Source organism: Vibrio frigidus, from assembly GCF_042465995.1.
Taxonomy (GTDB): Bacteria; Pseudomonadota; Gammaproteobacteria; order Enterobacterales; family Vibrionaceae; genus Vibrio.
Window position 1 is genome coordinate 94554 of sequence record NZ_JBCDMC010000001.1, and the last position, 26358, is coordinate 120911.

Sequence of the window (26358 nt, forward strand, 5' to 3'; positions counted from 1 at the left end):
ACTAGGCTTTTCCGATCTTAACTGCGCATTTCTTGTAGTCCGTCTCTTTTGATAGTGGGTCAGTCGCATCAAGGGTTAGCTTGTTGGTTAACTGACTAGCATCGAAAAACGGCATAAATACGAGGCCTTGCGGTACCTTGTTACGCCCACGAGTCTCAACGTGACTGGTAACTTCACCACGACGCGAAGCAATTGTTATTGCGTCTCCACGACGTAAACCACGTTTCTTAGCGTCCAATGGGTGCATATAGACAACTGCATCCGGGAAAGCGCGGTACAACTCAGGCACACGACGGGTCATAGAACCTGTATGCCAGTGCTCAAGTACACGACCTGTACATAGCCATAGGTCGTACTCTTCATCTGGAGATTCCGCTGCCGGCTCGTAAGGAAGCGCAAATATCACGGCTTTCTTATCTGGTTTACCGTAGAACGAATATTCTTCACCTTCATTTACATATGGGTCATAGCCTTCAACATAACGCCATAAGGTTTCTTTCCCATCAACCACAGGCCAGCGAAGACCACGAGCTTTATGATACATATCGAATGGTGCTAAATCGTGCGCATGACCGCGACCGAAGTAAGCATATTCTTCAAACAAACCTTTTTGAACGTAGAAGCCGAAATCACGTGACTCATCATTCAATTGGCCTTCTGCTAATTCATCAACACTGAATTTATTCACTTCACCATTTTCGAATAGAACTTGGAATAATGTCTTACCAGCAAGCTCTGGTTTCTTATCGATAAGTTCTTGTGGCCAAACCTCTTCTACTTTAAAGCGTTTGGAAAACTCCATTACTTGCCACATATCTGACTTAGCTTCACCCGGTGGTGAGACTTGTTGACGCCAGAACTGCGTACGACGCTCTGCGTTACCGTAAGCCCCCTCTTTTTCTACCCACATAGCGGTTGGAAGAATAAGGTCAGCTGCCATCGCCGTAACCGTTGGATACGGATCCGAAACAACGATGAAGTTCGCTGGATCACGATAACCTGGAAGGCGGTCTTCGTTCATGTTCGGGCCAGCTTGCATGTTGTTGTTACATTGGACCCAGTAAGCATTTAGCTTACGGTCCTTCAACATACGATCTTGAAGAACTGCGTGGTAACCTGGTTTTGCCGGAATGGTGCCTGCAGGAATATTCCATTTGGTTTCACACATTTCACGGTGTTTAGGATTCATTACCACCATGTCTGCTGGTAAGCGGTGCGCAAACGTACCGACTTCACGAGCTGTACCACATGCGGAAGGCTGACCAGTTAGCGAGAATGGCCCACAACCCGGCTTAGAAATCTTGCCGGTTAACAAGTGAATGTTATAGACCAAGTTGTTTGCCCATACTCCACGAGTATGTTGGTTGAAACCCATTGTCCAATAAGACACCACTTTAACTTTAGGATCAGCATACATTTCAGCAAGTTCTTCAAGCTGATCTACAGGCACACCTGAAAGCTTAGAAACGGTTTCTGCATCATAATCGGCGACGAATTTCGCATAGTTCTCAAAAGACATTGGTGTTGATTTTTTGCTACCTGGATTCTTCGCCGCTTTCTCAAGTGCATGAGTAGGACGCAACCCATAACCTATATCAGTCTCACCTTCACGGATATTGACGTGCTTATCCATAAAGTCTTGGTTCACCTTATTATTAGAAATAATGTAGTGAGCGATGTAGTTAAGAATCGCAAGGTCAGTTTGTGGCGTAAAGATAATCGGGTTATCGGCTAACTCATAAGAACGATGTTCATAGGTAGATAGAACCGCAACACGAACATTCTTATCAGACAAACGACGGTCAGTTAGGCGCGACCAAAGGATCGGGTGCATTTCCGCCATGTTTGACCCCCAAAGTACGAATGCATCTGCGTACTCTAAGTCATCATAACAACCCATAGGTTCATCCATACCAAAGGTACGAGCAAAACCGACAACCGCTGACGCCATACAATGACGAGCGTTAGGATCGAGGTTGTTAGAACGGAAACCCGCTTTAAAAAGTTTTACTGCGGCGTAGCCTTCCCAGACAGTCCACTGACCAGAACCAAACATGCCCACGGCCGTTGGTCCTTTTTCTTTCAGTGTTGCCTTGAACTTCTCTTCCATTATATCGAAAGCTTCATCCCAACTTACTGGAGTAAATTCACCTTCCTTGTCGTAAACACCATCGGTTTTACGCAATAACGGTTGAGTCAAACGGTCATTCCCGTACATGATCTTCGGTAGGAAATACCCTTTAATACAGTTCAAACCACGGTTTACTGGTGCGTCTGGGTCACCTTGAGATGCGACTACTCGGCCGTTCTGCGTACCGACTAAAACACTACAACCAGTACCACAGAAACGACAGGGTGCTTTATCCCAATTTACTTCATTATCTTTTCCAGCAGCTTGAGCAATCGATGTTGGAAGTATAACTCCCGTTATCGATGCCGCAGCAACCGCTGCATTTGCCTTCAAGAAACTTCGTCTACTGACACTCATTTTTGCTTCCTCAGTCAAGCTCAACTTGCTCATCCATTTGATGGAAAACCAGAGTTGCCGCTAGCACCCCTGGCAATAATTTAATTTTATCAAAACGATCCGCGAGGCTGTCACGACTATCACCTTCGATAACCACAACTAACTTGCCCACTTCACTTGTTCCAGGAACTTCAGTTCCTGGCATTGCCTCTATTGCAGCTTTCACCGCTTCGAGTTTGTCAGCGGCGGCATGCACCGCTAAACTGCTCACGTGATAACTCATCTATGTTTCCTGTTTTATGCTTTCCATTTTATACATACCGATTGCATCAGATGGACATGGCTTAATACAACCTCCGCATCCAGTACAATCAAATTCATTGATTAGTGGCTTTGCACTGCCACCCACTTGAAGTCGGAATTTAATTGCTGAATATTCGCAATTATCACCACAAACTCGACACTCAACACCTTGTATCGACAAACACTTGTCATTGATTTTTGCGACTTGTTTCCAAGGTTTTTCAGTCCGCGAAACAAGAGGTTCAGTTCGTGGAAAAAAAAGAGGTTCGGGACATGTATCTGCACATTTTTCGCAAAAGGAACATTCACCTTTGCCAAAATCGACTTCAGGAAAACCGCCGTCTCCCTGAATAATGATGGCGGTTTCGCATACGTCTAAACACTTATTACAACGACTACATCCTGCGATAAAAGTCTGTTCATCGACAAGCCATGGCATCCGTTGAGGTACTTGTACATTTCCAATTTCAGACAGTAATTGCGCTTTTGGTATTCGGCTAAACAAACGACGCCGTGCTAAATCGACCAAAACTTTCCTCTGTAAATGACTGTGACAATTATGTTAGTGACCAAATTAACAAACATCTTTAAGTAGACATTTTTGTTAATATTTTTATTTATTCATTATAACTTTAGTCTAAGATGTGGGTTCGGCTAATAAATACCTACAAAGAGGTAATTAGCTTGTGAACTTGAGCAAGATCAATATTTATCATCGCTTTAGTTCACACAATAACCAATTCTATTCCATGCTCAATCGGAGGAAATTTAATTGCGACGCGCTCAGATTTCTGTAACGAAAACAATTGCAAGAGCAATGATAATCATTCTCCTTTTATCGGTGATATCAACATTGATCACATTGATATCGTTATACTCCAATTTAGATGATGCCGAAGCCATAAATATTGCGGGTTCTCTTCGCATGCAGAGCTATCGCTTAGCCTTTGATATAGAGACACAATCAGTCCTATTTTATGATCATATTGTCAGCTATGAACGTTCTCTAAACTCGCCAACGTTACGTGCTATTGAAAATTGGATAACGCCAGATTCGTTAGTCAGTAATTATCAACATTTGTTAGAACGCTGGGAGGCACTACACCCAGCCTTGTTATCAGAAAACAAATTTTCCTACCTAGATGAAGTGGCCAATTACGTCAATCAAATCGATATTTTTGTCTATGAGCTGCAGAAATTCTCTCAGCTTAAACTACAAATTTTATCTCTCGCGTATGGCTTGGTTTTTATCCTTATTTTGACGGTTGTTTCATATGTCATCTATTTTTCTCAGAAAAAGATCGTAAAACCACTGAGACAATTAATGGTCGCAAGCAAAGAAGTCCAATCAGGTAATTTCAGTTTCAAATTGAGAATTAAAAGTCAAAATGAGCTTGGTGTATTAGCTGGCGCTTTTAACGGAATGTCCACGGAATTAGAAAAATACTATTCTGAGCTTGAACAAAAAATATCTGAAAAAACTCACCGTTTAGAGCATGCTAAAAACTCCCTTGAGGTTCTCTACGGATGCCAACAAGAACTTTCTGTCAGCCATCTTGGAGAAGATAACTTTAAGAACATACTTTCTTACTTACAAGCAACGGAAGGGGTGACTGCCGTACGTCTCGTTGTTAAAGAGGCCCATGCAGAATGGGACCTTTTGGTCGGCGACGCAGACAACTCTACTTGGCATGTTGAACCGCTAAAAATTGATGGCGATATAATGGGAAGACTCGAATGGCAGTTCATTCTCCCTTGCCCTGATCAAGAACTCATCGCTAACGTAGCCAATATTCTTGCTCGCGGTCTATACTATAATAATACTCAGAAACAGACCCAACAACTATTGCTAATGGAAGAGCGCGCAACCATTGCCAGAGAGTTGCACGATTCTATTGCGCAGTCTCTATCTTACTTAAAAATTCAAACTACGTTACTCAATCGAAGCCTTGCGAAGCCGAATATGGAACTAGCGGGTGAAACCGCAAAAGAGATAGACACGCAACTGAGTGCGACTTATACACAGTTACGCGAATTGCTCAGCACGTTTAGATTGACGATTGGTAAAGCAAATCTAGAGGAAGCATTGCAAGAGCTGCTGAAACCATTAGAAGAGCAGACAAAGGCGGAGATAATCCTAGAAAACACACTTGCATCAATATCTCTTCGCGCAAACCACCAGGTACACGTTATACAGCTGATTAGAGAAGCGGTGCTCAACGCCATAAAACACGCAAATGCATCTGAAATAAAGATAAATTGTCACCAGCAAGATCGATCAGTTAATATCAGTATTGTTGATAATGGTAACGGATTCTGCACTAGCGTTGAAAAGCTTAACCATTACGGTTTAACCATCATGTCTGAACGCGCTGATCGTCTGAATGGTGAGCTCAAAGTATTTAGTAGCCCGGGTGAAGGCTGTACAGTACAGCTGCTTTTCCCCTTACAGATGTAGATAAACCTGAACTCGGATTAAATTAGGAAAAGAAATGTCAAATTGGAACGTACTATTAGTCGATGACCACCCTCTAATGAGAAGAGGCGTGAGTCAACTCCTATCTTTCGAAGATGAGTTCACCGTTATTGCTGAGGCCAGTAATGGTGCCGATGCCGTTACCATAGCATGCCGAAAAGAACCTGACCTGATATTACTCGATCTCAATATGAAAGGCATGTCCGGTCTCGACACCCTTAAAGTACTGCGAGAAGAAGGCGTCACATCAACCGTTATCGTGCTTACGGTCTCTGACAACAAGCAAGATATTAAAGCGTTAGTCGATGCTGGTGCCGACGGTTACTTGCTTAAAGATACCGAACCAGATGAACTCATTCGTCTGCTTAAACAAGCGATGGTCACAGGGAATGCATATAACGAGTATGTGTTGGAAATAATGCGTGATAAATCTGTGAGTGATGACATGTTTAGCTCACTAACGGATCGCGAGAAAGAAATTCTTGTTGAGGTCGCGAGAGGTTTTAGTAATCGACAAATCGCTGATCGATTATTTATCTCTGAAGCGACGGTAAAGGTACACATCAAAAGCCTACTTAAAAAGCTTTGCGTAAAATCCCGCGTTGCGGCAACCGTCCTTTATTTAGAAAATAAAGGCAAATCCTAACCAGTTCTCCCCAATAACACTTTTTATTGGGGGAACTTAATCAGTCGTCACCTCTCATCGGTTTCCTTCAGGCCTTTATTGCCTGAAGAAAGCTAACACTAATCTTCTTCGAAGATTACTTAAAACCAAACTTACCGTTTGTGTTTTTCCGTTCAGCTTTAACTGGGATCTCTTCAATCGTATCCCAATGTTCAACAATCATATCATTCTCAACTCGAAACAAATCGTAGAATGCAACATGCTTCTTCATGAACTCCCCTTCGCTAATCGCAATAACAAAGTTACCTTGGCCTAATATTTTATGATTTTTAGTATAAATCATTGGTGACCCAGCTATTGTTAGCGCTTTCATTGCTTCACCTAAACCACTTAGACCATCAGCAACAGCTACGTTATGTTGTAAGTAGTCGTCACCTTTAGGGCCAATAAATTGACCAATTTTCGAAAATTCACCTTTGATAAAAACTGAATCAACCAAATCGGCAACCAGTGCTTTGTTTTCTTTTGTTTTTTCTAAGTCTTTGACCTCAGTCGTTCCATCAAACTGAGTGCGCCCACTACGGTTTTTTGGTGCGATTTCTTGCAAGTTATCCCAATGCTCAACGATTTGTCCTTCTTCAAAACGAAATACATCAAAACCAGCTTTGGGACCGAAGAAATTGTATTCAGTGTGGAGAACAACATACTCACCATCTTGAAATGCACGTTTAACATCGGCTTTAGCACTGCCTGTTGGCAGCATCTGCATGACAGCGCCAAAACCTGCTAGCCCGTCGCTAATGCCCAAATTATGTTGAATATATTGATCAGGATTGATATAAGCGATCGGTGCGGGGTCACCAGTTTCTATAGACGAAATAAGTTGAACCGCTTTATCTTTGTTTGACACTGTTTCTGTTTCACTCGCTATTGAAGAGCATGCTGCAAGGCCTAAAATACCAGCGACAATAAGACTATTACCGAATACATTTGAAAGTGCTAATTTGTTCATTTTTTGTTCCCTTGATTGGATGAGTGCATATTAGTCACTATTTCCAAACAGGGGCAGAGTAGATATTTGCCTAAAAATGGTCAATATCGAACCTTATTACAATAAAGGTTTCAAGTAGTCTTTCTGGAACTGGCTTGGTGTCGCATCAGCGTGTTTCTTAAAATATTTCACAAAATTGCTTGCGTCTTCAAACCCAAAATCATAGGCAATCTGTTGTGTTGTGATATTGCTGACTACTAGGTTTCTTTTGATTTCTATCATTGTATACGCGTCAATCAATTGTTTCGCGGTTAGATCAGTGGCAAGTTTACATACCTGATTGAGTGTTTTGTATGTGGTATTAATTTGATTGGCATACCAATTTGCATCGCGTATTTTCTTAAAATACTCAAAAAGCAAATCCAAAAATCGAGCGAACTTATTGCTCTGCTCATGAGAAAGCTTATCGTGGCGAAGTTCTGGTCGTAAGCGATGTAACATCAAAGATAGAGAGGAGAAAAGATACATAACGATAAGCGGATCCGATTTTAAATGCGCTATCTCGTTTGTTATTTCACCAAGCAAGGTTTTACATCGGCCATTATCTTGCTTATTTAGTTTTATCAAAGGTGTATGGTGACTATTTAGATGAGTCGGTGTGTAATTCGGCAATCGCATATTGGCATGCAGTCGGTCCAAAAAATCTTGAGTGAATAGTATGATTTTCCCCTTCGGTTGAGAAGAGAAATCAAACGCATGAACCTGCTCTCTTTGAATAAAGACAAAAGACCCGGAAGTAAATGGATATTCTTCGAAATCCACCATATGCACACCCTCGCCCTCCTCAATATACAAAAGCATAAAAAAGGTGACACGATGTGGCTCTTCAGGCCTTTGCCTCAAATCTCGTTGGTAAAGAGATTCGAGTTCGACCATCTCAAACTCGGCTTGATCGCATTTATTATGTTTAAATCTAATCGCTGGAATATTCATACCGCACCCCATTTATACCAAGCTATGTAAGTCTGTGAACCACTACTTTTCCAGGTTGATGTTACTACTTTCACTCCAGTTTAATGAAAGGAATCGAAGACACAAGATTCATTCACTGAATCTGTAATACGATGTATTCATACAAACTTTTATGTATGTATTTATTATTCTTAGCAATTATCACCATTTAGAGCGATACTTTTAGACTCGTCAACCGAAATAGGGACGTTAAGTATTTTATGACTGACCACATTGATACAGCATTGCCACTGGACGTCAAAACACTCTCTGTTGTGTTCGCGCATATAGAAACAGCCGTCATACTCGCGAGCTTAGACCGAAAAATTGTCAGCATTAACGACGCAGCAAAAACACTTTTCGGTTTTAGCGACAAAGAAGTACTAAACAAAAGTACTCGAATGTTATACGCCAATGAGCACGATTTTTCTGATTTAGGGAAAAATCGCTTTAACGACACAGCCGACTATATCGACGAGTCTTCTATCGCTACCTTCAAAAATAAATCTGGTTATGTTTTTAGGTGCCAAGTGACTGGAGGCCCTATAAAGAATGCAGCAGGAAAAAACCTCTTCTATGTCGCGATGATTCAGGATGATTCTTCGCGCCTTAATGCGGAAGAGACGTTGAACAAACTCCACTCCATAACCTCTAATCAGCAGCTTAGTTTCAAACAAAGATTAGAGGCCATACTCCTGTTGGGTTGTGACCACTATGGTTTACCTATCGGTATATTTAGTAAAATTGATGGCAATCGTTATATCATTCAACAGGCTGTACACCCGGACAACCAATTAGAAGAACAGATGAGCTTTGCTTTAGACGAGACATATTGCACGCACGTTTTTCAGGCTAACAAAGCAAAAGGATTTCATAGCGTAGCAACGAGTGAAATTGAATCCCATCCTTGTTATCAAAATTTCAAACTCGAAGCATATATAGGCGTCCCAGTTTTCGTTGATGGTCTACGCTATGGCACACTCAACTTCTCAAGTAATTCGCCAACCAAACCATTTATAAGACAAGATTATGAATTGATCCGATTGTTCGCGGAGTGGGTAGGCCATGAAGTTGCTCGAAATAATGACCTCAATGCATTGAAGAACGCCCACGACCAACTCGAAATATTAGCCAATACCGACGCATTAACTGGATTAGCCAATCGAGGATTTCTAGAACAAGTATTACAAGACTATATAAAAAATAAGTTTCGACATAAACATGGCCTAGTTGTCGCACTATTTGATTTTGACAATTTCAAAGACATTAACGATAAACATGGCCATGCTATTGGAGACGAGGCGTTAAAGGTTTTTGCTCATGTTGCCAATGAATTTAGCCGAAGTGATGACGTCTATGGACGCTGGGGTGGCGAGGAGTTTTTAGCCATATTTCCCACCAAAAATGTTCAAGGCGTCTCAACCTCCTTAGAAAGACTACAAAGCAACATTAGACAAGCAGGTTTGAAAATTGCGGATAAGGCGATCATCTTAACCGTGAGTGTCGGTGTCACTATGTTGGAGGATGACGACGATATTTACACCTTATTAAAAAGAGTAGATATGTTACTTTATAAGGCCAAAGATAACGGACGAGATTGCATTGTAATAGGCTAGTGTTTATCGAAGATTCGAGATTAACGTAGCATACGCGATATGAATAAGACCCATACTCTCTTCTTCAACGAATACATAATAGTTATCGCCGCTGTTTTTCTACTTCCTAAGCATTAAGCTACGCATCAACTTTTTGATCTTTATTTTTGTAAATCGCCAATGGGTGATCGGCTGTTTCGGTGCGGTATTCAATAGGTGTTGATAAGCCACTGCGTTAAATGTGACTTCACCGCCATGTGCGGCTAACAAAAACGTCGGCTTTAATCCATATACCCTCTCAATTGAGCAGCGATATTGATTAGGGTGAAAAATTGGAAATGGAGCAATGAGTGTGTTTTTTACTTCTACAACAAGATCTGCGACATATAATATCCCTTGTTCCTTATGATATACGGAAAGGTCTCTATCTGTGTGCCCAGGCGTATCCAGAACCTGCCAATCTTCAAAACCTGGAATAGCATCACCATCGAGCATTTCAACATCAGGTTTTAGCTTACGCGGATACCACAGGTTCTGTTTTGGTTTACGCATTCGCTTTGCCACCCATAGCGCCAGCATTAAGTCTGTTAAATGCATCAGCCAGCCATCCCATCCACCATACCAATCTGTCTCTCGTTTTGCCGCCAAAAGAGTACAACCTGTTAGCACCCGCAATTTATGTGCGGCACCCGCATGGTCTGGATGCATATGAGTGACAACAACCAATTTCAGGTCTGTAAATGGGCGTTGGAGTTGATGCTCAATGAAATCTCTTAAATGAGGAATATCCGCGCGACTACCACCATCTAACAACATGAGCTTATCTGGATATTCAGCCAGATACATGGTTTGGATATACCCTTGAATTCTATGCAGCTGCAAAACATGTCCTTATGCGGTTTAACGTTCGACTTCTAATGTCTTGACGCCGAACTATCTGGTCGGACCAACTATAGCAGCAGAATGCCAGAATTGTTAAATTTATGTTACAACATTGAAAACAACAAAATCGCAGTTAGAATTAGAATGCCTAAAAAACAAAATCGCCACCATAATTGGTAGCGATTTTGTTTTCTATATAGTAAGTCTTCGATTGCAGCGAAAGCACTATAAAATAGAGACACCTTCTACTTCCAAAACCGTATTGGCATTCGCTCGTTCAATAACCTTAAGCAGCGTGGTTTGAATCACTTCATCTTCTCTAGCGTCAGTTTTACTTGCGAACCGCTCTTCCATGACATCCCCACCCTCATGCAACGTAAATTGGATCGAAACTTCTGTTGCACAATCTATTTTCTCACCAAAATATGTTATCGAAATGATTGGATAGCCCTTATCACCCTTTTTAACATGCTTCGCGATGCGCTTTTTGGCTTTATCTATATTCATAAACAGTCCTTAGAGTACTGACCCGTTCGTTAATTGGAATAGTATACCCTCCACCATAATCTATTGATTGGACAAGGTATAATAAATTAAAAACGATTTATAAGCTGGCGCATGCTTTAAACCAGTAAGATATTGCCAGAATCCAATAAACTGTAACACAGTATAAGCAAACCTTGTGTCTGAAAAAGAAACCCGTAAAATCAGCGAAAATTTCAAACGAGAGAAAGATATGCCTAAACTCGATCTGCATCGTCGCGACTATGTTTCTATTCTTGGTGGCGATATCACAGCACAAGAGCTGAAGCATATGCTGTCCCCTAATTACGCACCAGCCAAGAAAAGCCTTATACCAAGCCCTTATTTAACAGAAAAAAACATCGAACGACGTTGGCGTGATCTGGATAACCTATCATTGAAAGCTGAGTTATTAGATGAACATACGCAGCGTCAGGCAAGTACTTATCATAAAAATATTGAAAACTTTATTGGTACCATTAAGGTCCCGGTTGGGTTAGCGGGTCCGTTAAGGGTTAATGGGTTGTTTGCTAAGGATGATTTCCTTATTCCATTAGCGACCACAGAAGCTGCTTTGGTTGCATCCTATAATCGAGGGTCTAAATTGCTTACTGCAGCAGGTGGTGTTAGTGCCATGCTTCTCAATGAAGGTGTGACCAGAACACCAGGCTTCGCCTTTTATGGCCTAGCGGAGGCCGGTCAGTTTGTGGCTTGGGCTGTTACTCAATACGACCAATTTAAACACGTCGGTGAATCCACCACTGCTTACGGCAAGCTCACGGATATTAATATCAATATTGAAGGCAATCATGTGTATCTTGTCTTTGAATATTTAACAGGTGATGCTTCTGGTCAGAATATGGTGACCATTGCAACAAACGCCGTATTTGAATATATTTTGGCACATACACCCGTAGAACCCGAGTACGCCTTTCTAGACGGAAATTTATCAGGTGACAAAAAAGCCAACACTCAAACTCTGCGTAGTGTGCGTGGAAAAAAAGTGACGGCTGAAGCCCATATTCCTGCGGAGTTAATCCAAAAATATCTGCACACAACACCTGAAAAAATGATGCAGTTTGGTCAAATGACCACTGTCGGTGGCGCATTGAGTGGGGCGATTGGGATAAATGCACACTATGCAAATGCGCTAGCGGCACTGTATATCGCCTGTGGACAAGATGCCGCCTGTGTTGCTGAGTCGGCCATTGGTATGACTCGTATGGAAGTGGACAAAAATGGCGGGTTATATGCGAGCGTCACTTTACCAAATTTGATGCTTGGCACCGTTGGTGGTGGAACGGGATTACCCAGCCAAAAAGCCTGTTTAGATCTAATGGGGTTACATGGTACCGGCAAATCGCAAGCCCTTGCTGAAGTATGCGCGGCTCTTTGTTTAGCTGGAGAGTTATCTATCGTTGGCGCCTTTTGTGCCGGACACTTCGCACGAGCTCACCATAAGCTCGCGCGAAAGTAACTCGCGCCACGATTAGCCAAAGCTGGAGTTCGTTTGCTAAACTCATAGGCGACCATGTTATGACCACTGGATTGTTATGAAACTCATCGCTGCTGTATTTCTTACCTTTTTCTGTCTTTCTGTCGCTTACGCCAATGAAAATGTACAAATAACATTTTCGACTCCACAGTCCGTTGCTGAAGAAAAAGCAATGCAAGACATAAAGGTGAGTGGTCTAAGTAACACTATTGTCGATTTATCAAACAACTGGTTTCCTTTCAACAACACCCTGTTAATTGAGTTTGGTGGGGAAGAAGGACCTCTTTACGACCCAGAAAAGCACACTGTATTTATCCCCTATCGCTTCTATATTGAATCGCGCCACTACTTCGAAAAGAATGATTACGAAAAGAAGTTCGGAAAATCGGCCAAAGATGGCGCTCTAGACACATTATTACACACACTATTACATGAAGCTGGCCATGCCTATATCGCAGATAACAATATTCCAGTGCTAGGAAAAGAAGAAGATGCCGTTGATAACTTTGCATCAATAATCTTATTAAATTATGTCGATTCAGGCGACGATATCGCTATCGGTGCTGCCGATATGTTTGCCTTTGAATCTGATGACAGACCTGACTACTATGAATTTGGTGAGTATATCGACGAACACAGCTTTGACTTACAGCGCTACTTTTCAACCTTATGTTTAGTGTATGGAAGTAACCCAGATAAATATAATTATTTGTTGGATGAAGTAGAACAAGATTATCTAAAAGACCGCAAGGAATACTGTCTCTATAATTTCGATACCATGACGCAGAATTGGTTAGTTTATTTAGGGCCTAAGGAAAACCAATAATCAGGATGTATCATCGAATTGCATCTAGATAACATAACCTGACGTAGGCTTAACGTTGACGCTTTGTGAGTAACCTTATTCAGGTCTCAGCAACCTTTTCATTACTCAACTGTTTGGTGAATTCATGGGAAGGTTTTGGATACCCCAATAGATAACCCTGAAATGCCTTACAGCCAAGTTTAGTCAGCAAATCTAATTGTTCTTGAGTCTCTACACCCTCAGCAATAACGCCCAACTGCAGGTTCTTCGCCATTGTTATTACGACTTCGACAATAGACGTTGTATCAGAGCCGTCGGTTAAACCAGATACAAAAGATCGATCTATCTTTAGTTCGTCAAGTGGGAGTTCTTTTAGGTACTTTAACGACGAGTAGCCGGTGCCAAAATCATCGATAGAGAAAGAAAGACCTTTGTTTTTTAACTGCAGCATTTTGTTTTTAGCCAATTCAAAATTATTCAGCAGTAAATTTTCTGTTATCTCTAAAACGACGAGATTACCTGGCACTTGATACCGTTCAAGCAGATTAATCACATAGATAACAAAATCAACTTGGAGGAAAAAGGTAGGACTTACGTTAATAGCCAACTTTTCAAGATCGCCCATTACACCGTCATCCCTCCATTCCCTTAATTGTTTGATACTCTCTTTTAGGACCCATTTATCAATATCAATAATCAGTCCAGTTTCTTCCGCATGAGGAATGAATGCTTGTGGTGTCAGTAAGCCACGTTGAGGATGATTCCATCTAACGAGGACCTCTGCTCCGAAAATAACATCGTTCGAATTAACCTGTGGCTGAACCCATATCTCGAATTGATTTTTATTGATGGCTTCGTAGATACCTTCTTCCAAGGCCAAGAGATGTTGTGCTGCATACTGCATCTCTCTTTTGAAAAACTGTACCCCATTTCGACCCAGTGATTTTGCTTTATACATGGCCGTATCTGCGCGCCGAAGAAGTTCGTGAGCATCTATAGCTTCATCTGGAAAAAAAGCAACACCAATACTACCCGTTGTATGCAACGTTATGTCTTCAAATTGCAATGGGTCGGAAATACGTAACAATAGGCTATTGGACATCTGTAACGCTTGCTCAGCGGCATATTCGGGGTTATCAGCAAGGTCCATCAGGCCAATAACAAATTCGTCACCACCAATCCTACCGCATAACGCTTGGGTCCCAAAAATTTCCCGGATACGCGATGCAACTTCAATTAATACGCTATCACCAACCGAATGACCGAGAGAATCGTTAATTTTCTTAAACTGGTCCAAATCGAAATAAAGCAAGGCACCATATCTATTATCATCTTTATGCCGTTCTATTTTACTCGCTATCTGTTCGGTAAAGAGTCTTCTATTGGCAAGCTGTGTCAACGAGTCATAATAAGCAAGCTCATGAATTTTTTCTTGTGCTAATTTTTTCTCTGTGATGTCTCGGGCATTCACCATGACGAATGCTTCGCCATCGATGACTATAGCGGTAGCTCTGCACTCTAAATACACGCTTTTTTGCTCTTGGAGAACGTTAGACACTAAAGTATCTTCATACCCATGAACTTCTTTGGCGATCACTTTTTTAAATATGGCTTCCAGCTCACAGTCTGAATAGGTTCGACTAAAATCGGCCAAGCTATTACCGAGCAATTCAGATGAGGTTTGACCTGTTAATTTCTCAGCTAAATTATTGACCAAATGGATAGTTGAGCCGTGATGGCACAGAAACATTGCATCACTAGAATTTTCCATCAACATTCGTGAAAAGCGTTCACTTTTTTTCACGTTATCTAACATCTCATTGAGTTTTAAAGAGGTTGACTGATTTTCTTGCCACTCTTTACTGAGCCTATCAACTAATATCCCCAACTCATCATCTCTGGTGTATGGAAGAGAAGAGATGCTTTGGGCTTTATTTAAATTATTAACCCAATAGGCTATACGAATGACTGGCTTGGAAATATATGTGTAGCTAAGCGCGACGAGAATGGCGGTCAATAAAACAGTGAATAGCAGAGAAACACCAAAGTTAACCATCAGTTTTTTTATCAAGTTATTGGCTAAGACCGATTCATCAATGGCAATCGTTAATATCGCATGTCTCGCCTCATTCGAACCAACTCTTATTTTATAAACTTGCTCGGAAGGAATATTAACCAATTCAGACACAAAACGAAGAGAGGCCGTCATTGGAAAGGTATCCCCGCGCATCTGTTCACCTAACACATCTTTGAAATCATCTAGAAGCAACGCACGCTTAATTAAAGGCTGCCGTATTAGCGAGGTCAATATTTCGTTGGCTTGCGTTTCATCTAATATGTAAGCAGCGCTACCAAGCGTATCCCGATGTAAATCTACTGAACGGGCGATCGTTTCTGTTTGTAGAACTCTGTCTTGCTGCCAACCAAGGTAAATCTGCGCGGCAGAAGATAACGCCCCACAACAAAGGGATGCAACGAGAACGTAAATAGCTTGTCTGACGGAAATACTTAATTTCAAATTCGTGTTATTCCTTAAAACCCCAGTTAGAAGTACTTCGCTTGAATGTCTTTATACGCACCATTTTGCTTAATGATTGTTAACCCACGATTAAATTCAACTAAAATGTCATCACTGTGTGGATATCCCTTGCTAATACACAAATGAAGTTTGTTCGAAGCAACATCCTCCAGATACGTCGCTTTAATATTATCTATGTCTCCCATGTTTTTTGCGTCGTGCATCGCAGGAATTTCAGGCCCGTATAAAATATCGACTCCGCGATGTAACACATTGACCAACCCAGAACGAATATCATTAGAGTTTATATAGTCAATCTGACTCATACGCAGTTGATTCGCGGTTCCCCAACTGGAGACAGTCGTCACACTATAATTCTTAAAATCATCAAGGTGTTTGATCTGACTTGTATCCATGCTTTTTAGAGTGATGGCAGCTTGTCGAGTTTCACTAATATACTCACTAAATAACATATAGCTCTCCCTTCCTTTGCGCTTACTGCAAGAAAGTCCCCCAGCAATTTCCCCAGCCTGCATTAATTTCATAATACGTTTCCACGGAAGTACCACAAAGCTAACAGGCTGCCCGCTCTCCTTAAAAGCCGCAGAAACAACATCGACATCCATACCGGATATTTCATTTTGATCATTAATGATCATATAGGGTGGGTAATTGACCACATAAAAAACGAGCGCTTCTTTAGCCGAAACCGACATGCTTAACAAACACAAACTCAAAAAAGCCAATCTATATATCAAGTGATTCACCGTAATAATTATATTGATACTGTTAAAATTGGCTCATATTTGCAGTAAATGCAATTACGGTACCCCAATATAAGACATTTGCCATCATATCGCTACAAGCCTCATCGTATTGTTAATTTTTCACTTATTTCCCTTCACCCTAGCTAACAAATTGTTCACCGCATTAACAAAATGCTCACAGCACAATGAACAAATCGACAACACCTGACGCTACTTTAAATTTTTATCATTATTTATCAAGTAGTTAAAATTACACCTTCATTTGGCATGAAATTGGCATGTTAATCAAAAATCAGCACAACTTAATCGTCTGTTCGCTTTAGTTTGTTGTTGCACAAGAGTCGCTTCTAATTGCCTCACATCATGAGGTGCTTGTGCAGCGTCCAGTAGTATGTATCTGGGACTCAAGTCTACGAATACTGAGAAATTTAGATTTCACATATAAATACAAGGAATTTTCAATGTCAAAATTATTTTTTAATGAGCGTAAAACGCTAGTTAGTGATGCAATCGACGGCCTTATTTATAGCAACCAACATGATAATTTAACCCGATTAAACATAGACGAGCATATTCGTGTTGTCATCAGAAAAGACTGGGATAAAAGCAAGGTTGCGCTAATATCCGGCGGTGGTGCAGGGCATGAGCCAGCCCACGCAGGTTTTGTTGGGGAAGGTATGTTAACGGCGGCGGTATGCGGTGACGTTTTCGCCTCTCCAAGTGTTGAGGCAGTATTGAACGCTATTCTTTATGTTACCGGAGAAGCAGGTTGTTTGCTGATAGTTAAAAACTACACAGGGGACAGATTAAACTTCGGCTTAGCAGCAGAGAAAGCGAAAAAATTAGGTTACAAAGTAGAAATGGTCATCGTCAATGATGACATCTCAATAAAAGACAGCAAACAACCTAGAGGCATTGCAGGTACAGTATTCGTTCATAAAGTTGCTGGATATTACGCACAACAAGATGCCAGTTTAGAAGACGTTCGACGTAATGCCGAAAGTTGTAATGAAAACGTCAGTAGTATTGGTGTCGCCATTACTAGCTGTCACGTTCCGGGCGAAGAGAGTGAAGATCGCGTTCCTCCACACAAGGCGGAGCTGGGATTAGGCATTCATGGTGAGCCTGGCATTGCTATCATAGATATAGACCACTGCAATACGGTTGTTGAAATATTAGCTGAAAAATTATTAGAAAAAACCAATAATCAAAAACACGCGCTATTATTAAATAATTTAGGCGGAACCTCTCCTTTAGAAATGAGCTTGCTGACGAAAGATGTAGTGGAATCGTCTTTGGGCAAAAGCATGCAGTATCTATTTGGGCCAAAACCTTTCGTTACCGCCATCGATATGAAAGGCTTTTCATTATCTTGCGTCGTCTTGACCGATGACATAGAGAAAGCATTATTGGCGCCAGTGTCGGTAGAATCTTGGTCCCACGGAATGACCGTTAATGAGTGCGCACCTATTACCATAGAAAAAGTATCAAACAGTGTTGAGTTTACCCCTTCTCAATCCGCTGGTGTTGAATCCATTGTTGGACAAATCTGCGACACCATTATTGAACTGAAGTCAGAATTAAACCGTCTTGATGCCCTTGTAGGTGACGGTGATACAGGATCAACTTTCTCGTCTGGTGCGTTAAAAGTACAGCAAGAACTAAACAATAAGAACCTACCTTTAGCCGATGTCCAAAAACTGCTTGAGCTCGTTGGTGAGCACCTTGCAATGTCTATGGGTGGTTCAAGCGGTATCTTACTTTCCATCTTCTTCACAGCAGCTGGCACTCATTTTGGTAAACATCAAGATTTACCAGAAGCATTGCTTAGTGGTTTGGAGCAAATGAAGTTCTTTGGTGGTGCAAAAGTTGGCGACCGCACCATGATTGATGCATTAGAACCCGCATTGTTAGCATTACGAGATGAGAATATTTCTTCTGCAGTTGAAGCTGCAAAAGTAGGTGCAGATAGCACAGCGCAAATGTTAGAAGCAAAAGCAGGCCGTTCAGCTTACCTCAACAGTGAAAGCCTCCGTGGTGTTAAAGACCCGGGTGCCGTTGCGGTAGAAAACGTATTTGCAATATTTAAATAACACGATCTTTTTATTATTAAGCCAAATTGATCGAACACTTTTTTAATAAGGAAAAAATCCATGGATAAGATTATCATTTCTCCAAGCAAATATGTTCAAGGTGAAAACGCTCTTGCTAGCATCGGCGATTATGTTAAACCACTTGGGCAAAAAGCCTTAGCAATTGCAGATGATTTTGTAACAGGGCTTGTGGGCGAGCAAGTAACAGCAAGCTTTGCCCAATCAGAGGGTGAGTTAGTACTAGAGAAGTTTAATGGTGAATGTAGCCGCGTAGAAATCGATCGCCTAATTGCACTAGCAAAAAGCAACGAGTCTCAAGTTATCATCGGTATCGGTGGTGGTAAAACTCTAGATACGGCTAAATCCATTGCTTTTTACTGTAATGTACCTGTCGTCGTTGTACCGACAATTGCCTCTACGGATGCACCAACGAGCGCATTAGCAGTTATCTACACGCCAGAAGGTGAGTTCAGTGAGTACTTGATGATTCCACGTAACCCTAACATGGTTATTATGGACAGCAAGATAATCGCCGCGGCTCCAGTTAGATTACTAGTCTCAGGTATGGGTGATGCTCTATCCACCTATTTTGAAGCTCGTGCCAATGCACGTTCTGGTGGTCAAACAATGGCAGGTGGTGCACCTACACGTGCCGCTCAAACCCTTGCGAAACTGTGTTACGACACACTCATCGAAGATGGGGTAAAAGCCAAGTTATCAGCCGAAAATGGACTGACTTCCCCAGCCGTTGAAAATATCATTGAGGCCAATACTTATCTCAGTGGGATCGGTTTTGAAAGTAGTGGACTGGCTGCTGCTCACGCGATTCACAATGGCTTAACCAAGTTAGAAGAGTGCCATCACCTATACCATGGTGAGAAAGTGGCATTTGGAACCTTGGTTCACCTTGTTTTAGAGAATGCGCCAATGGCAGAAATTCAGGAAGTATTAGCTTTCTGTAAATCTGTTGGTCTACCAACCAATCTACATATGATGGGCGTTAAAGAGCTTAATCTTGATAAGTTATTAGAAGTCGCTCAGGCGTCATGTGCAGAAGGTGAAACCATCCACAATATGCCATTCGAGGTGACAGCCGCTTCCGTACTATCCGCTATCTTAACGGCGCATGAAATGGGTAAATAAAAAAACCGATTAAGTCCAAAACCGGCCTCTTCACTTCACTGGGCCGGTTTTTTATAGCATTTAAACCAAATTATAAATCCTGCTACATCTAAAGACACCTACTCTCAAGACTACAATGTATACCCTCTCTAACGCTTACCTCTTTTAATGTTTATTTGTCTCGTTACTATCGCTCTCTAATATTTCTTCTTTGTATTTTTGTTATCGCGATGTTAGGAGTGTCTCTGTTAATTGTTCAGTCCTGCGGAATAGAAAAAAAAACCGGTCACTTAAAGTAACCGGTCTATTATTAACACATCTTATTGATTAACCACCAATTAGATCTTTATAAGCAATTGTTTTACCTTGAGGTTTCTCGTTAGATAACTTCGCTTTTGGTGAACCAGGTTGGCTCAACCAAAACTCAGGATCTTTCTCAGGGTTAAGCTTAGGACCACATTCGCCCTGCGCTTTACTACGCTCTAAACGCTTCAATACTTTGTCTTGAGCTAGTGCTAGACCATCCATTGCTTGTTGCGGTGTTTTTTCACCACTAGCGGCTTCAGCAACATATTGCCACCATAACTGTGCAAGCTTCGGATAATCAGGAACATTGGTACCGGTTGGTGTCCATTGCTCACGAGCATCACTGCGATAAAACTCAACCAAACCACCAAGTTTCGGTGCCATGTCTGTCATCGCTTGTGAATTAAGGTCAGATTCACGAATAGGTGTTAGACCAACGATAGTCTTCTTCAACGAGAGTGTTTTTGAAGTTACAAACTGCGCATACAACCACGCCGCTTTACGATGATCAACCGGTGTTGAATTCAAGAAAGTCCACGCACCAGTATCTTGGTAACCCAGCTTCATTCCATCTTCCCAATATGGGCCTCTTGGTGACGGAGCCATACGCCATTTTGGTGTGCCATCTTCATTTACAACAGGTAGACCCGATTTAGTCATATCTGCAGTAAATGCGGTATACCAAAATATTTGTTGAGCGATACTACCTTGAGCCGGTACAGGACCTGACTCACCAAAGGTCATGCCTGCAGCTTCAGGTGGCGCATATTTTTTCAACCATTCTACATACTTGGCCGTTGCGTATACGGCGGCTGGACCATTTGTAGCACCACCACGAGCGACGCTCGAACCGACAGGGTTACAACCTTCAACGCGAATCCCCCACTCATCAACAGGAATACCATTAGGGATACCCTTGTCGCCAGCACCCGCCATTGATAGCCATGAATCGGTAAAACGCCAACCTAGAGATGGATCTTTTTTACCGTAATCCATATGGCCATAAATACGCTCACCATCAATTTCTTTCACTTTTACAGAGAAGAACTCGGCAATATCTTCATAAGCAGACCAGTTTAGTGGCACACCTAGCTCGTAACCATAATCGTCTTTAAATTTCTTTTTAAGATCAGCGCGTTCAAACCAGTCAGCACGGAACCAATACAAGTTAGCAAACTGTTGATCCGGTAATTGGTAGATTTTTCCATCTGGTCCAGTAGTAAAGCTCAAACCGATAAAATCTTCTAAATCTAAGGTTGGAGAGGTGACAGCTTTACCTTCACCAGCGATAAAGTCACTGATTGGTACCACTTTTCCGTAACGGAAGTGCGTACCGATTAAATCTGAGTCATTAACGTAGGCATCGTAAATATTACGACCTGATTGCATTTGAGTTTGAAGTTTTTCAACCACATCCCCTTCTTGAATCAAATCATGATTTACTTTAATACCAGTAATCTCGAAGAAAGCCTTCGCTAAAACTTTAGATTCATATTCGTGAGTTGTAAGGGTCTCAGAAGCGACATTAATCTCCATGCCACGAAAAGGTTTTGCAGCTTCAGTGAACCAACCCATCTCGTCCATTTGTTGCTTTTGACTTAATGTTGACGGTGTAAATTCTGTACCGATCCAATTCTCAGCAGCGTCGCTATATTGATCTGCTAGCGCCATGCTGCTACAACCTGCAATTAACATCGCGATGCTCAAACGGCCCAGTTTGAAAACTGATTTATTTTTATTAAACATTCGTTCTTCCTTTGTTATTTAAAGTGCACATTAACTATGTACTTATTATTGGCACAACCTAGTGCCAAACGCGTCCTTCTCTAAGACCCCTTAATTTTTATGTTTTCACCCCCATTTCATAACAATTAACAACCAGATTATTGCGACTACAAAAGGGACCCAAATCGACATTTCTGTAAATCCGACGAACCCTAGATGAATGTACGCAGCACTTAATAAGCTTATAAACAACCTATCTCCACGAGTCGTTTCGATAGGGAAGAAACCTTTTCTTGCAACACATGGGCGCATTACTTCCCAACAAGTCATCGCTATTAATATGCAGGCAATACCCGTATAAAATAGTGCTGAAGGCAATGTCCAAGCCATCCAATTCATATTTATCTCCTATACACGACCAAGAGCAAAGCCCTTCGCCACGTGATTTCTAACAAACCAAATAACCAACATGCCAGGTAAAATCGTTAAAACACCAGCCGCTGCTAGTACGCCCCAATCAATACCAGATGCACTCACAGTACGTGTCATAACAGCCGCAATGGGTTTTGCACTCACTGAAGTCAATGTTCTCGCTAGTAGCAACTCAATCCAGCTAAACATGAAGCAGAAAAATGCCGTTACTCCAATCCCTGAGCTGATTAAAGGGATAAATATTTTCATGAAAAATTTCGGGAAACTATAACCATCGATATACGCTGTTTCGTCAATCTCACGCGGAACACCAGACATAAACCCTTCAAGAATCCATACGGCTAATGGCACGTTAAATAGGCAGTGTGCCAAGGCGACACCTATGTGCGTATCAAACAAACCCACAGAAGAATACAGTTGAAAGAACGGTAATAAGAACACTGCTGGTGGTGCCATACGGTTGGTTAATAACCAGAAGAATAAATGGTTGTCACCAATAAAACGAAAGCGTGAAAATGCGTAAGCAGCAGGCAGGGCTACTATCAGACTAATCACCATATTCAGTGATACGTAGTAGATAGAGTTGATATAACCCATGTACCAACTAGCATCAGTGAAAATCGTTGTGTAGTTAGCAAAAGTAAAATCGTTAGGCCAAAATGTAAGGCCTCCTAAGATCTCTTGATTGCTCTTGAATGACATCATCAACAGCCAATAAAGGGGGAGTAACAAAAATAATATATATATGCTAAGGCCCAGTGTTTTTCTCTTGTTCATAATTGAATCCTTTGCGTTAATTATTTGCTATCGCCATGGGTCATAGCAGTATAGAAAAGCCAACTGACTAATAGGATTATCAAGAAATAGATAATAGAGAATGCACCAGCAGGTCCTATATCAAATTGTCCTACTGCCATTTTAGTCAATGCCTGGCTCAAGAAAGTGGTTGAGTTGCCTGGGCCACCACCTGTGAGTACAAAAGGTTCGGTATAAATCATAAAACTATCCATGAACCGGAGTAGCACACCAATCAACAGAACACTTTTTAGTTTAGGAAGTTGTATATAACGGAAAACAGCCCAACTAGATGCTCGGTCAATACTTGCAGCTTGGTAATAGGCATCTGGGATAGCGCGTAAACCTGAATAAGCAAGCAACGCCACTAACGATGTCCAATGCCAGACATCCATCAGAAGTACCGTAAACCAAGCGTCCATAGGATTAGCGGCATAGTTATAGTTCATGCCCATTTCATTTAGTGCCCAACCAAAGAGCCCTATATCTGCACGACCGAAGATTTGCCAAATCGTACCCACTACATTCAGAGGTACTAAAAGAGGTAAAGCCAATACCAGCAAAGTCACGACAGACCAGTTGCCAGATTTAGGCATCATTAAGGCCACTGCGATTCCAAGAGGAATTTCTATCAGTAACACGGCCCCGGAAAAGATAAACTGACGTACTAATGAATCCTGTAATCTAGGGTCACTCAAAATTTCTCGGTACCATTCGGTGCCAACGTAGATACGTGTGTTGACGTCAAAAATATCTTGAATCGAATAGTTGACCACAGTCATAAGCGGCACAACGGCACTAAACGCCACCAGCAGAACAACGGGTAGAACTAGGAACCATGCCTTGTTGGAACGAGATTTATTCATTATTTTCACCCTTAGAGACAAGAAACTCGTCGACATAAAGCATTAACCATTGATCTGGAAAGCTAATAAAAGCGTTACCTTCTGGAACAGGTTGGTCTTCTTGCAGGCGTGCTTTAATTAAAAGTCCATCTAGATTAAGGCTAACAATTTTATAGGTTCCGAGATCTTCAACAAATTCGACTTCAGCTTTGTAAGCTTCACCATTTGGTTTGTCCCAAACATGTATAAATTCCGGCCGGATACCTATCTTTAAGTTGTCTGAATCACACTTTTCCAACGCTTTCAGTTCTTGTTCGTTAAGGGTAAATATCTTTTCTCCAAAACAGACGCCTTCTTCACAACGTTTTACTTCTAGAAAATTCATACCTGGGCTACCGATGAAGTAACCTACAAACGTATGGTTTGGTTTTTCAAACAACTCACGCGGCGTACCAAACTGAACAACCTGACCCTCATACATCAAGGCTATTTTGTCTGCAAAAGTAGAGGCTTCAAGTTGGTCGTGGGTGACATACACCATAGTGGTATTGAACTGCTCGTGGATTTGCTTCAACTTTCGACGCAGTTTCCACTTTAATTGCGGATCGATAACCGTTAGAGGTTCATCAAACAAAATAGCCGACACATCATCACGTACCAAACCTCGGCCCATCGATACTTTCTGCTTCTCATCCGCGGTAAGGTTCGCGGCTTTTTTCTTCAGTACATCGGTTAGTTCAAGTATGGCTGCAATCTCGCCAACCTTGGATTGAATTTTTGCGTCGCTGGCTCCCATATTGCGCAATGGAAATGCCAGATTGTCAAAAACAGACATGGTGTCGTACACGACGGGAAACTGGAAAACCTGAGCAATATTACGATCCTGCGGTGGAATATCGTTGACTCTTACCCCGTCAAACAATACGTCGCCATCTGAAGGCTCCAGCAAACCAGAAATAATATTAAGCAAAGTAGATTTCCCACAACCCGACGGTCCAAGGAGAGCAAAAGCGCCGCCATCCTGCCATACGTGGTTCATCTCTCTAATTGCATATTCTGGTTCCGCTGCCGTCCTATCGTAACTATGCGCTAAAGATTTTAGGTGGATTTCAGCCATGATAGTTACCCTCGATTCTGCGACTGGAAGCTTGGATTAGTTGACCATCCATTTGAAATACATTGAGTTTATGGGTTGGCACATAGATCTTGATTTTTTCATCCACGTTATAGTTATGCACGCCAGATAAATGCAATACCATTTGAAAGTGCTCATTGCGCACATGCAAGAATGTTTCGGAACCACTAATTTCTGCCACTTCTACTTGGACTGAGATTTCCAAGTCATCATCATTTTTCGGTAACAAACTTAAATGACTCGGACGTATTCCAAATTGATATTCCCCTTCATCTAAAGACAGAAGCTCGGACGTCAACGGAAAATGCACTGTGTTATCGAAGGTCACTTCTGCTTTGGTTATGTTGCCTGTAATCAAATTAATAGGCGGTTCATTAAATAAGGTTGCCGCGATAACATTGCACGGCGAATGATAGGTTTTGGCGGTTGGGCCACTCTGAATTATCTGCCCCTCATGAAGAATGGTCGTGGTACCACCTAACGCCAAAGCTTCGTTAGGCTCTGTCGTTGCATAAACAGCGATGGTGTTACGCTCAGCGAATAAATTACGCATTTCTTGACGTAATTCCTCACGTAATTTGTAATCCAAATTAACCAAAGGTTCGTCAAATAAAATAATGTCGGCATCTTTCACCAACGCGCGAGCCATCGCAGTACGCTGCTGTTGACCACCCGAAAGTTCTAAAGGTAAGCGAGAAAGAAAAGGGGTGATGCGCAACATGTCAGAAATTTCCATCACTTTCTGTTTGATCGTGGCTTCCGACTCCTTAGCTAGTCGTAGCGGTGAGGCGATATTGTCGTACACCGTCATACTTGGATAGTTTATGAATTGCTGATACACCATGGATACATTACGCTTCTGGACTGGAACACCAGTCATATCTACGCCATTCATCAATACACGACCCGAAGTCGGTTTATCCAATCCAGCTATCAGACGCATCAAGCTCGTTTTTCCAGACAATGTTCGACCAAGCAGTACATTAAATGATCCAGGCTCAAAACTGAGATTTGCCTGATTAATGTAATACTGACCGTCCACTATTTGTGTTACATTTTCCAATGTCAGGGACATACAGCGATAATCTCCATTTTGATTAACTGCAATGCAAAATTAATTTTCTGTTCAATTCTGCCAATTCCCTAGCTGTACTGCCAAATTCATGCCATATTTAAAAATATCACCTAACCATTTGTTATAAATGAATATTTATCGATATCATATGAATTGCCCCTCCTGTTCAGTTGTTATTTAATTGAACAATCGTTGTTAAGTGTGTGAACAGAATGTAAACCAAACTGTTCAAGCACAGCTTACTGATATTTGTATGAGTTATGTGATGGGGGTTAATGTATTGTTTCGCAAATGTAAGCACACTATGGCTACGAAAAAACACTCAGGTTATACGCTCACTATTAAATTCATCATTTTAGAAGATGGGAAGTGA

Annotated in this window: 22 protein-coding genes; 7 read left to right on the top strand and 15 right to left on the bottom strand. The window is 41.6% G+C overall.

Going from position 1 to position 26358, the window contains the following annotated elements:
* Window position 1: 1 nt before the first annotated feature.
* Genes napA through napF form a run of 3 tightly spaced genes read right to left on the bottom strand, consistent with a single transcriptional unit; the run spans window position 2 to window position 3299 of the window.
* A complete protein-coding gene (gene napA / locus AACW90_RS00445) occupies window positions 2–2488 on the bottom strand; it encodes a nitrate reductase catalytic subunit NapA (protein WP_195705673.1) in 2487 nt (828 codons plus the stop codon).
* Between the two features lie 10 nt (window positions 2489–2498).
* Window positions 2499–2750 carry a chaperone NapD gene (locus tag AACW90_RS00450; protein ID WP_195705674.1) on the bottom strand — a complete coding sequence of 84 codons (252 nt, stop codon included), beginning with the start codon at window positions 2748–2750 and terminating at the stop codon, window positions 2499–2501.
* Window positions 2751–3299, bottom strand: coding sequence for a ferredoxin-type protein NapF (napF, locus tag AACW90_RS00455; protein WP_390229356.1), 549 nt, complete (start codon window positions 3297–3299; stop codon window positions 2751–2753).
* Between the two features lie 243 nt (window positions 3300–3542).
* Between napF and narQ the strand changes: the two genes are divergently transcribed.
* Both narQ and AACW90_RS00465 read left to right on the top strand, forming a co-directional pair.
* The gene (gene narQ, locus AACW90_RS00460; protein WP_390229358.1) at window positions 3543–5228 is read left to right on the top strand and encodes a nitrate/nitrite two-component system sensor histidine kinase NarQ; all 1686 of its coding nucleotides are present in this window, start codon (window positions 3543–3545) and stop codon (window positions 5226–5228) included.
* A 34-nt stretch (window positions 5229–5262) separates the two neighbouring features.
* The gene (locus AACW90_RS00465; protein WP_275136888.1) at window positions 5263–5892 is read left to right on the top strand and encodes a response regulator; all 630 of its coding nucleotides are present in this window, start codon (window positions 5263–5265) and stop codon (window positions 5890–5892) included.
* A 115-nt stretch (window positions 5893–6007) separates the two neighbouring features.
* On the opposite strand, the gene AACW90_RS00470 is transcribed toward AACW90_RS00465, so the two are convergent.
* Together AACW90_RS00470 and AACW90_RS00475 are read right to left on the bottom strand one after the other, a co-directional pair.
* The gene (locus AACW90_RS00470; RefSeq protein ID WP_390229361.1) at window positions 6008–6883 is read right to left on the bottom strand and encodes a nuclear transport factor 2 family protein; all 876 of its coding nucleotides are present in this window, start codon (window positions 6881–6883) and stop codon (window positions 6008–6010) included.
* Window positions 6884–6979: 96 nt separating this feature from the next.
* On the bottom strand, window positions 6980–7855 hold the full coding sequence (locus tag AACW90_RS00475; RefSeq protein ID WP_390229363.1) for an AraC family transcriptional regulator: 876 nt from the start codon (window positions 7853–7855) through the stop codon (window positions 6980–6982).
* A 239-nt stretch (window positions 7856–8094) separates the two neighbouring features.
* Between AACW90_RS00475 and AACW90_RS00480 the strand changes: the two genes are divergently transcribed.
* A complete protein-coding gene (locus tag AACW90_RS00480; RefSeq protein WP_390229365.1) occupies window positions 8095–9489 on the top strand; it encodes a sensor domain-containing diguanylate cyclase in 1395 nt (464 codons plus the stop codon).
* Between the two features lie 99 nt (window positions 9490–9588).
* On the opposite strand, the gene AACW90_RS00485 is transcribed toward AACW90_RS00480, so the two are convergent.
* Window positions 9589–10314, bottom strand: a complete 726-nt coding sequence (locus tag AACW90_RS00485) for an MBL fold metallo-hydrolase (protein ID WP_390230786.1) — start codon at window positions 10312–10314, stop codon at window positions 9589–9591.
* A gap of 261 nt (window positions 10315–10575) precedes the next feature.
* Window positions 10576–10857: a hypothetical protein gene (locus AACW90_RS00490; protein ID WP_390229367.1), complete on the bottom strand. Its 282-nt coding sequence runs from the start codon at window positions 10855–10857 to the stop codon at window positions 10576–10578.
* Between the two features lie 229 nt (window positions 10858–11086).
* Between AACW90_RS00490 and AACW90_RS00495 the strand changes: the two genes are divergently transcribed.
* The gene (locus AACW90_RS00495; RefSeq protein WP_390230789.1) at window positions 11087–12349 is read left to right on the top strand and encodes a hydroxymethylglutaryl-CoA reductase; all 1263 of its coding nucleotides are present in this window, start codon (window positions 11087–11089) and stop codon (window positions 12347–12349) included.
* A gap of 76 nt (window positions 12350–12425) precedes the next feature.
* Window positions 12426–13193, top strand: coding sequence for a DUF4344 domain-containing metallopeptidase (locus AACW90_RS00500; protein WP_390229369.1), 768 nt, complete (start codon window positions 12426–12428; stop codon window positions 13191–13193).
* 79 nt (window positions 13194–13272) lie between these two features.
* Here AACW90_RS00500 and AACW90_RS00505 read toward each other — a convergent pair whose 3' ends face one another.
* Together AACW90_RS00505 and AACW90_RS00510 are read right to left on the bottom strand one after the other, a co-directional pair.
* A complete protein-coding gene (locus AACW90_RS00505; RefSeq protein WP_390229370.1) occupies window positions 13273–15690 on the bottom strand; it encodes a sensor domain-containing protein in 2418 nt (805 codons plus the stop codon).
* A 26-nt stretch (window positions 15691–15716) separates the two neighbouring features.
* On the bottom strand, window positions 15717–16448 hold the full coding sequence (locus AACW90_RS00510; protein ID WP_390229372.1) for a transporter substrate-binding domain-containing protein: 732 nt from the start codon (window positions 16446–16448) through the stop codon (window positions 15717–15719).
* A 470-nt stretch (window positions 16449–16918) separates the two neighbouring features.
* Here AACW90_RS00510 and AACW90_RS00515 point away from each other — a divergent pair, with 470 nt between their 5' ends.
* Together AACW90_RS00515 and AACW90_RS00520 are read left to right on the top strand one after the other, a co-directional pair.
* A complete protein-coding gene (locus AACW90_RS00515) occupies window positions 16919–18550 on the top strand; it encodes a dihydroxyacetone kinase subunit DhaK (RefSeq protein ID WP_390229374.1) in 1632 nt (543 codons plus the stop codon).
* Window positions 18551–18610: 60 nt separating this feature from the next.
* The gene (locus AACW90_RS00520) at window positions 18611–19693 is read left to right on the top strand and encodes a glycerol dehydrogenase (RefSeq protein WP_390229376.1); all 1083 of its coding nucleotides are present in this window, start codon (window positions 18611–18613) and stop codon (window positions 19691–19693) included.
* Window positions 19694–19999: 306 nt separating this feature from the next.
* Here the strand turns inward: AACW90_RS00520 and AACW90_RS00525 are convergent, their stop codons facing one another.
* The 6 genes from AACW90_RS00525 to AACW90_RS00550 all read right to left on the bottom strand — a co-directional run bounded on the left by AACW90_RS00525 (window position 20000) and on the right by AACW90_RS00550 (window position 25985).
* Entirely contained in the window at window positions 20000–21673 is a 1674-nt protein-coding gene (locus tag AACW90_RS00525) for an ABC transporter substrate-binding protein (protein ID WP_390230792.1), read from the bottom strand.
* Between the two features lie 156 nt (window positions 21674–21829).
* Window positions 21830–22102, bottom strand: coding sequence for a DUF2160 domain-containing protein (locus AACW90_RS00530; RefSeq protein WP_275136869.1), 273 nt, complete (start codon window positions 22100–22102; stop codon window positions 21830–21832).
* A gap of 9 nt (window positions 22103–22111) precedes the next feature.
* Complete coding sequence (locus tag AACW90_RS00535; RefSeq protein ID WP_390229378.1) at window positions 22112–22912, bottom strand: carbohydrate ABC transporter permease; 801 nt, start codon at window positions 22910–22912, stop codon at window positions 22112–22114.
* 20 nt (window positions 22913–22932) lie between these two features.
* Window positions 22933–23796, bottom strand: coding sequence for a carbohydrate ABC transporter permease (locus AACW90_RS00540; RefSeq protein ID WP_275136868.1), 864 nt, complete (start codon window positions 23794–23796; stop codon window positions 22933–22935).
* Complete coding sequence (locus AACW90_RS00545; RefSeq protein ID WP_195705714.1) at window positions 23789–24892, bottom strand: ABC transporter ATP-binding protein; 1104 nt, start codon at window positions 24890–24892, stop codon at window positions 23789–23791. Before AACW90_RS00545 ends, AACW90_RS00540 begins: the two co-directional genes overlap by 8 nt.
* Complete coding sequence (locus AACW90_RS00550) at window positions 24885–25985, bottom strand: ABC transporter ATP-binding protein (RefSeq protein WP_195705715.1); 1101 nt, start codon at window positions 25983–25985, stop codon at window positions 24885–24887. Before AACW90_RS00550 ends, AACW90_RS00545 begins: the two co-directional genes overlap by 8 nt.
* Between the last annotated feature and the right edge of the window lie 373 nt (window positions 25986–26358).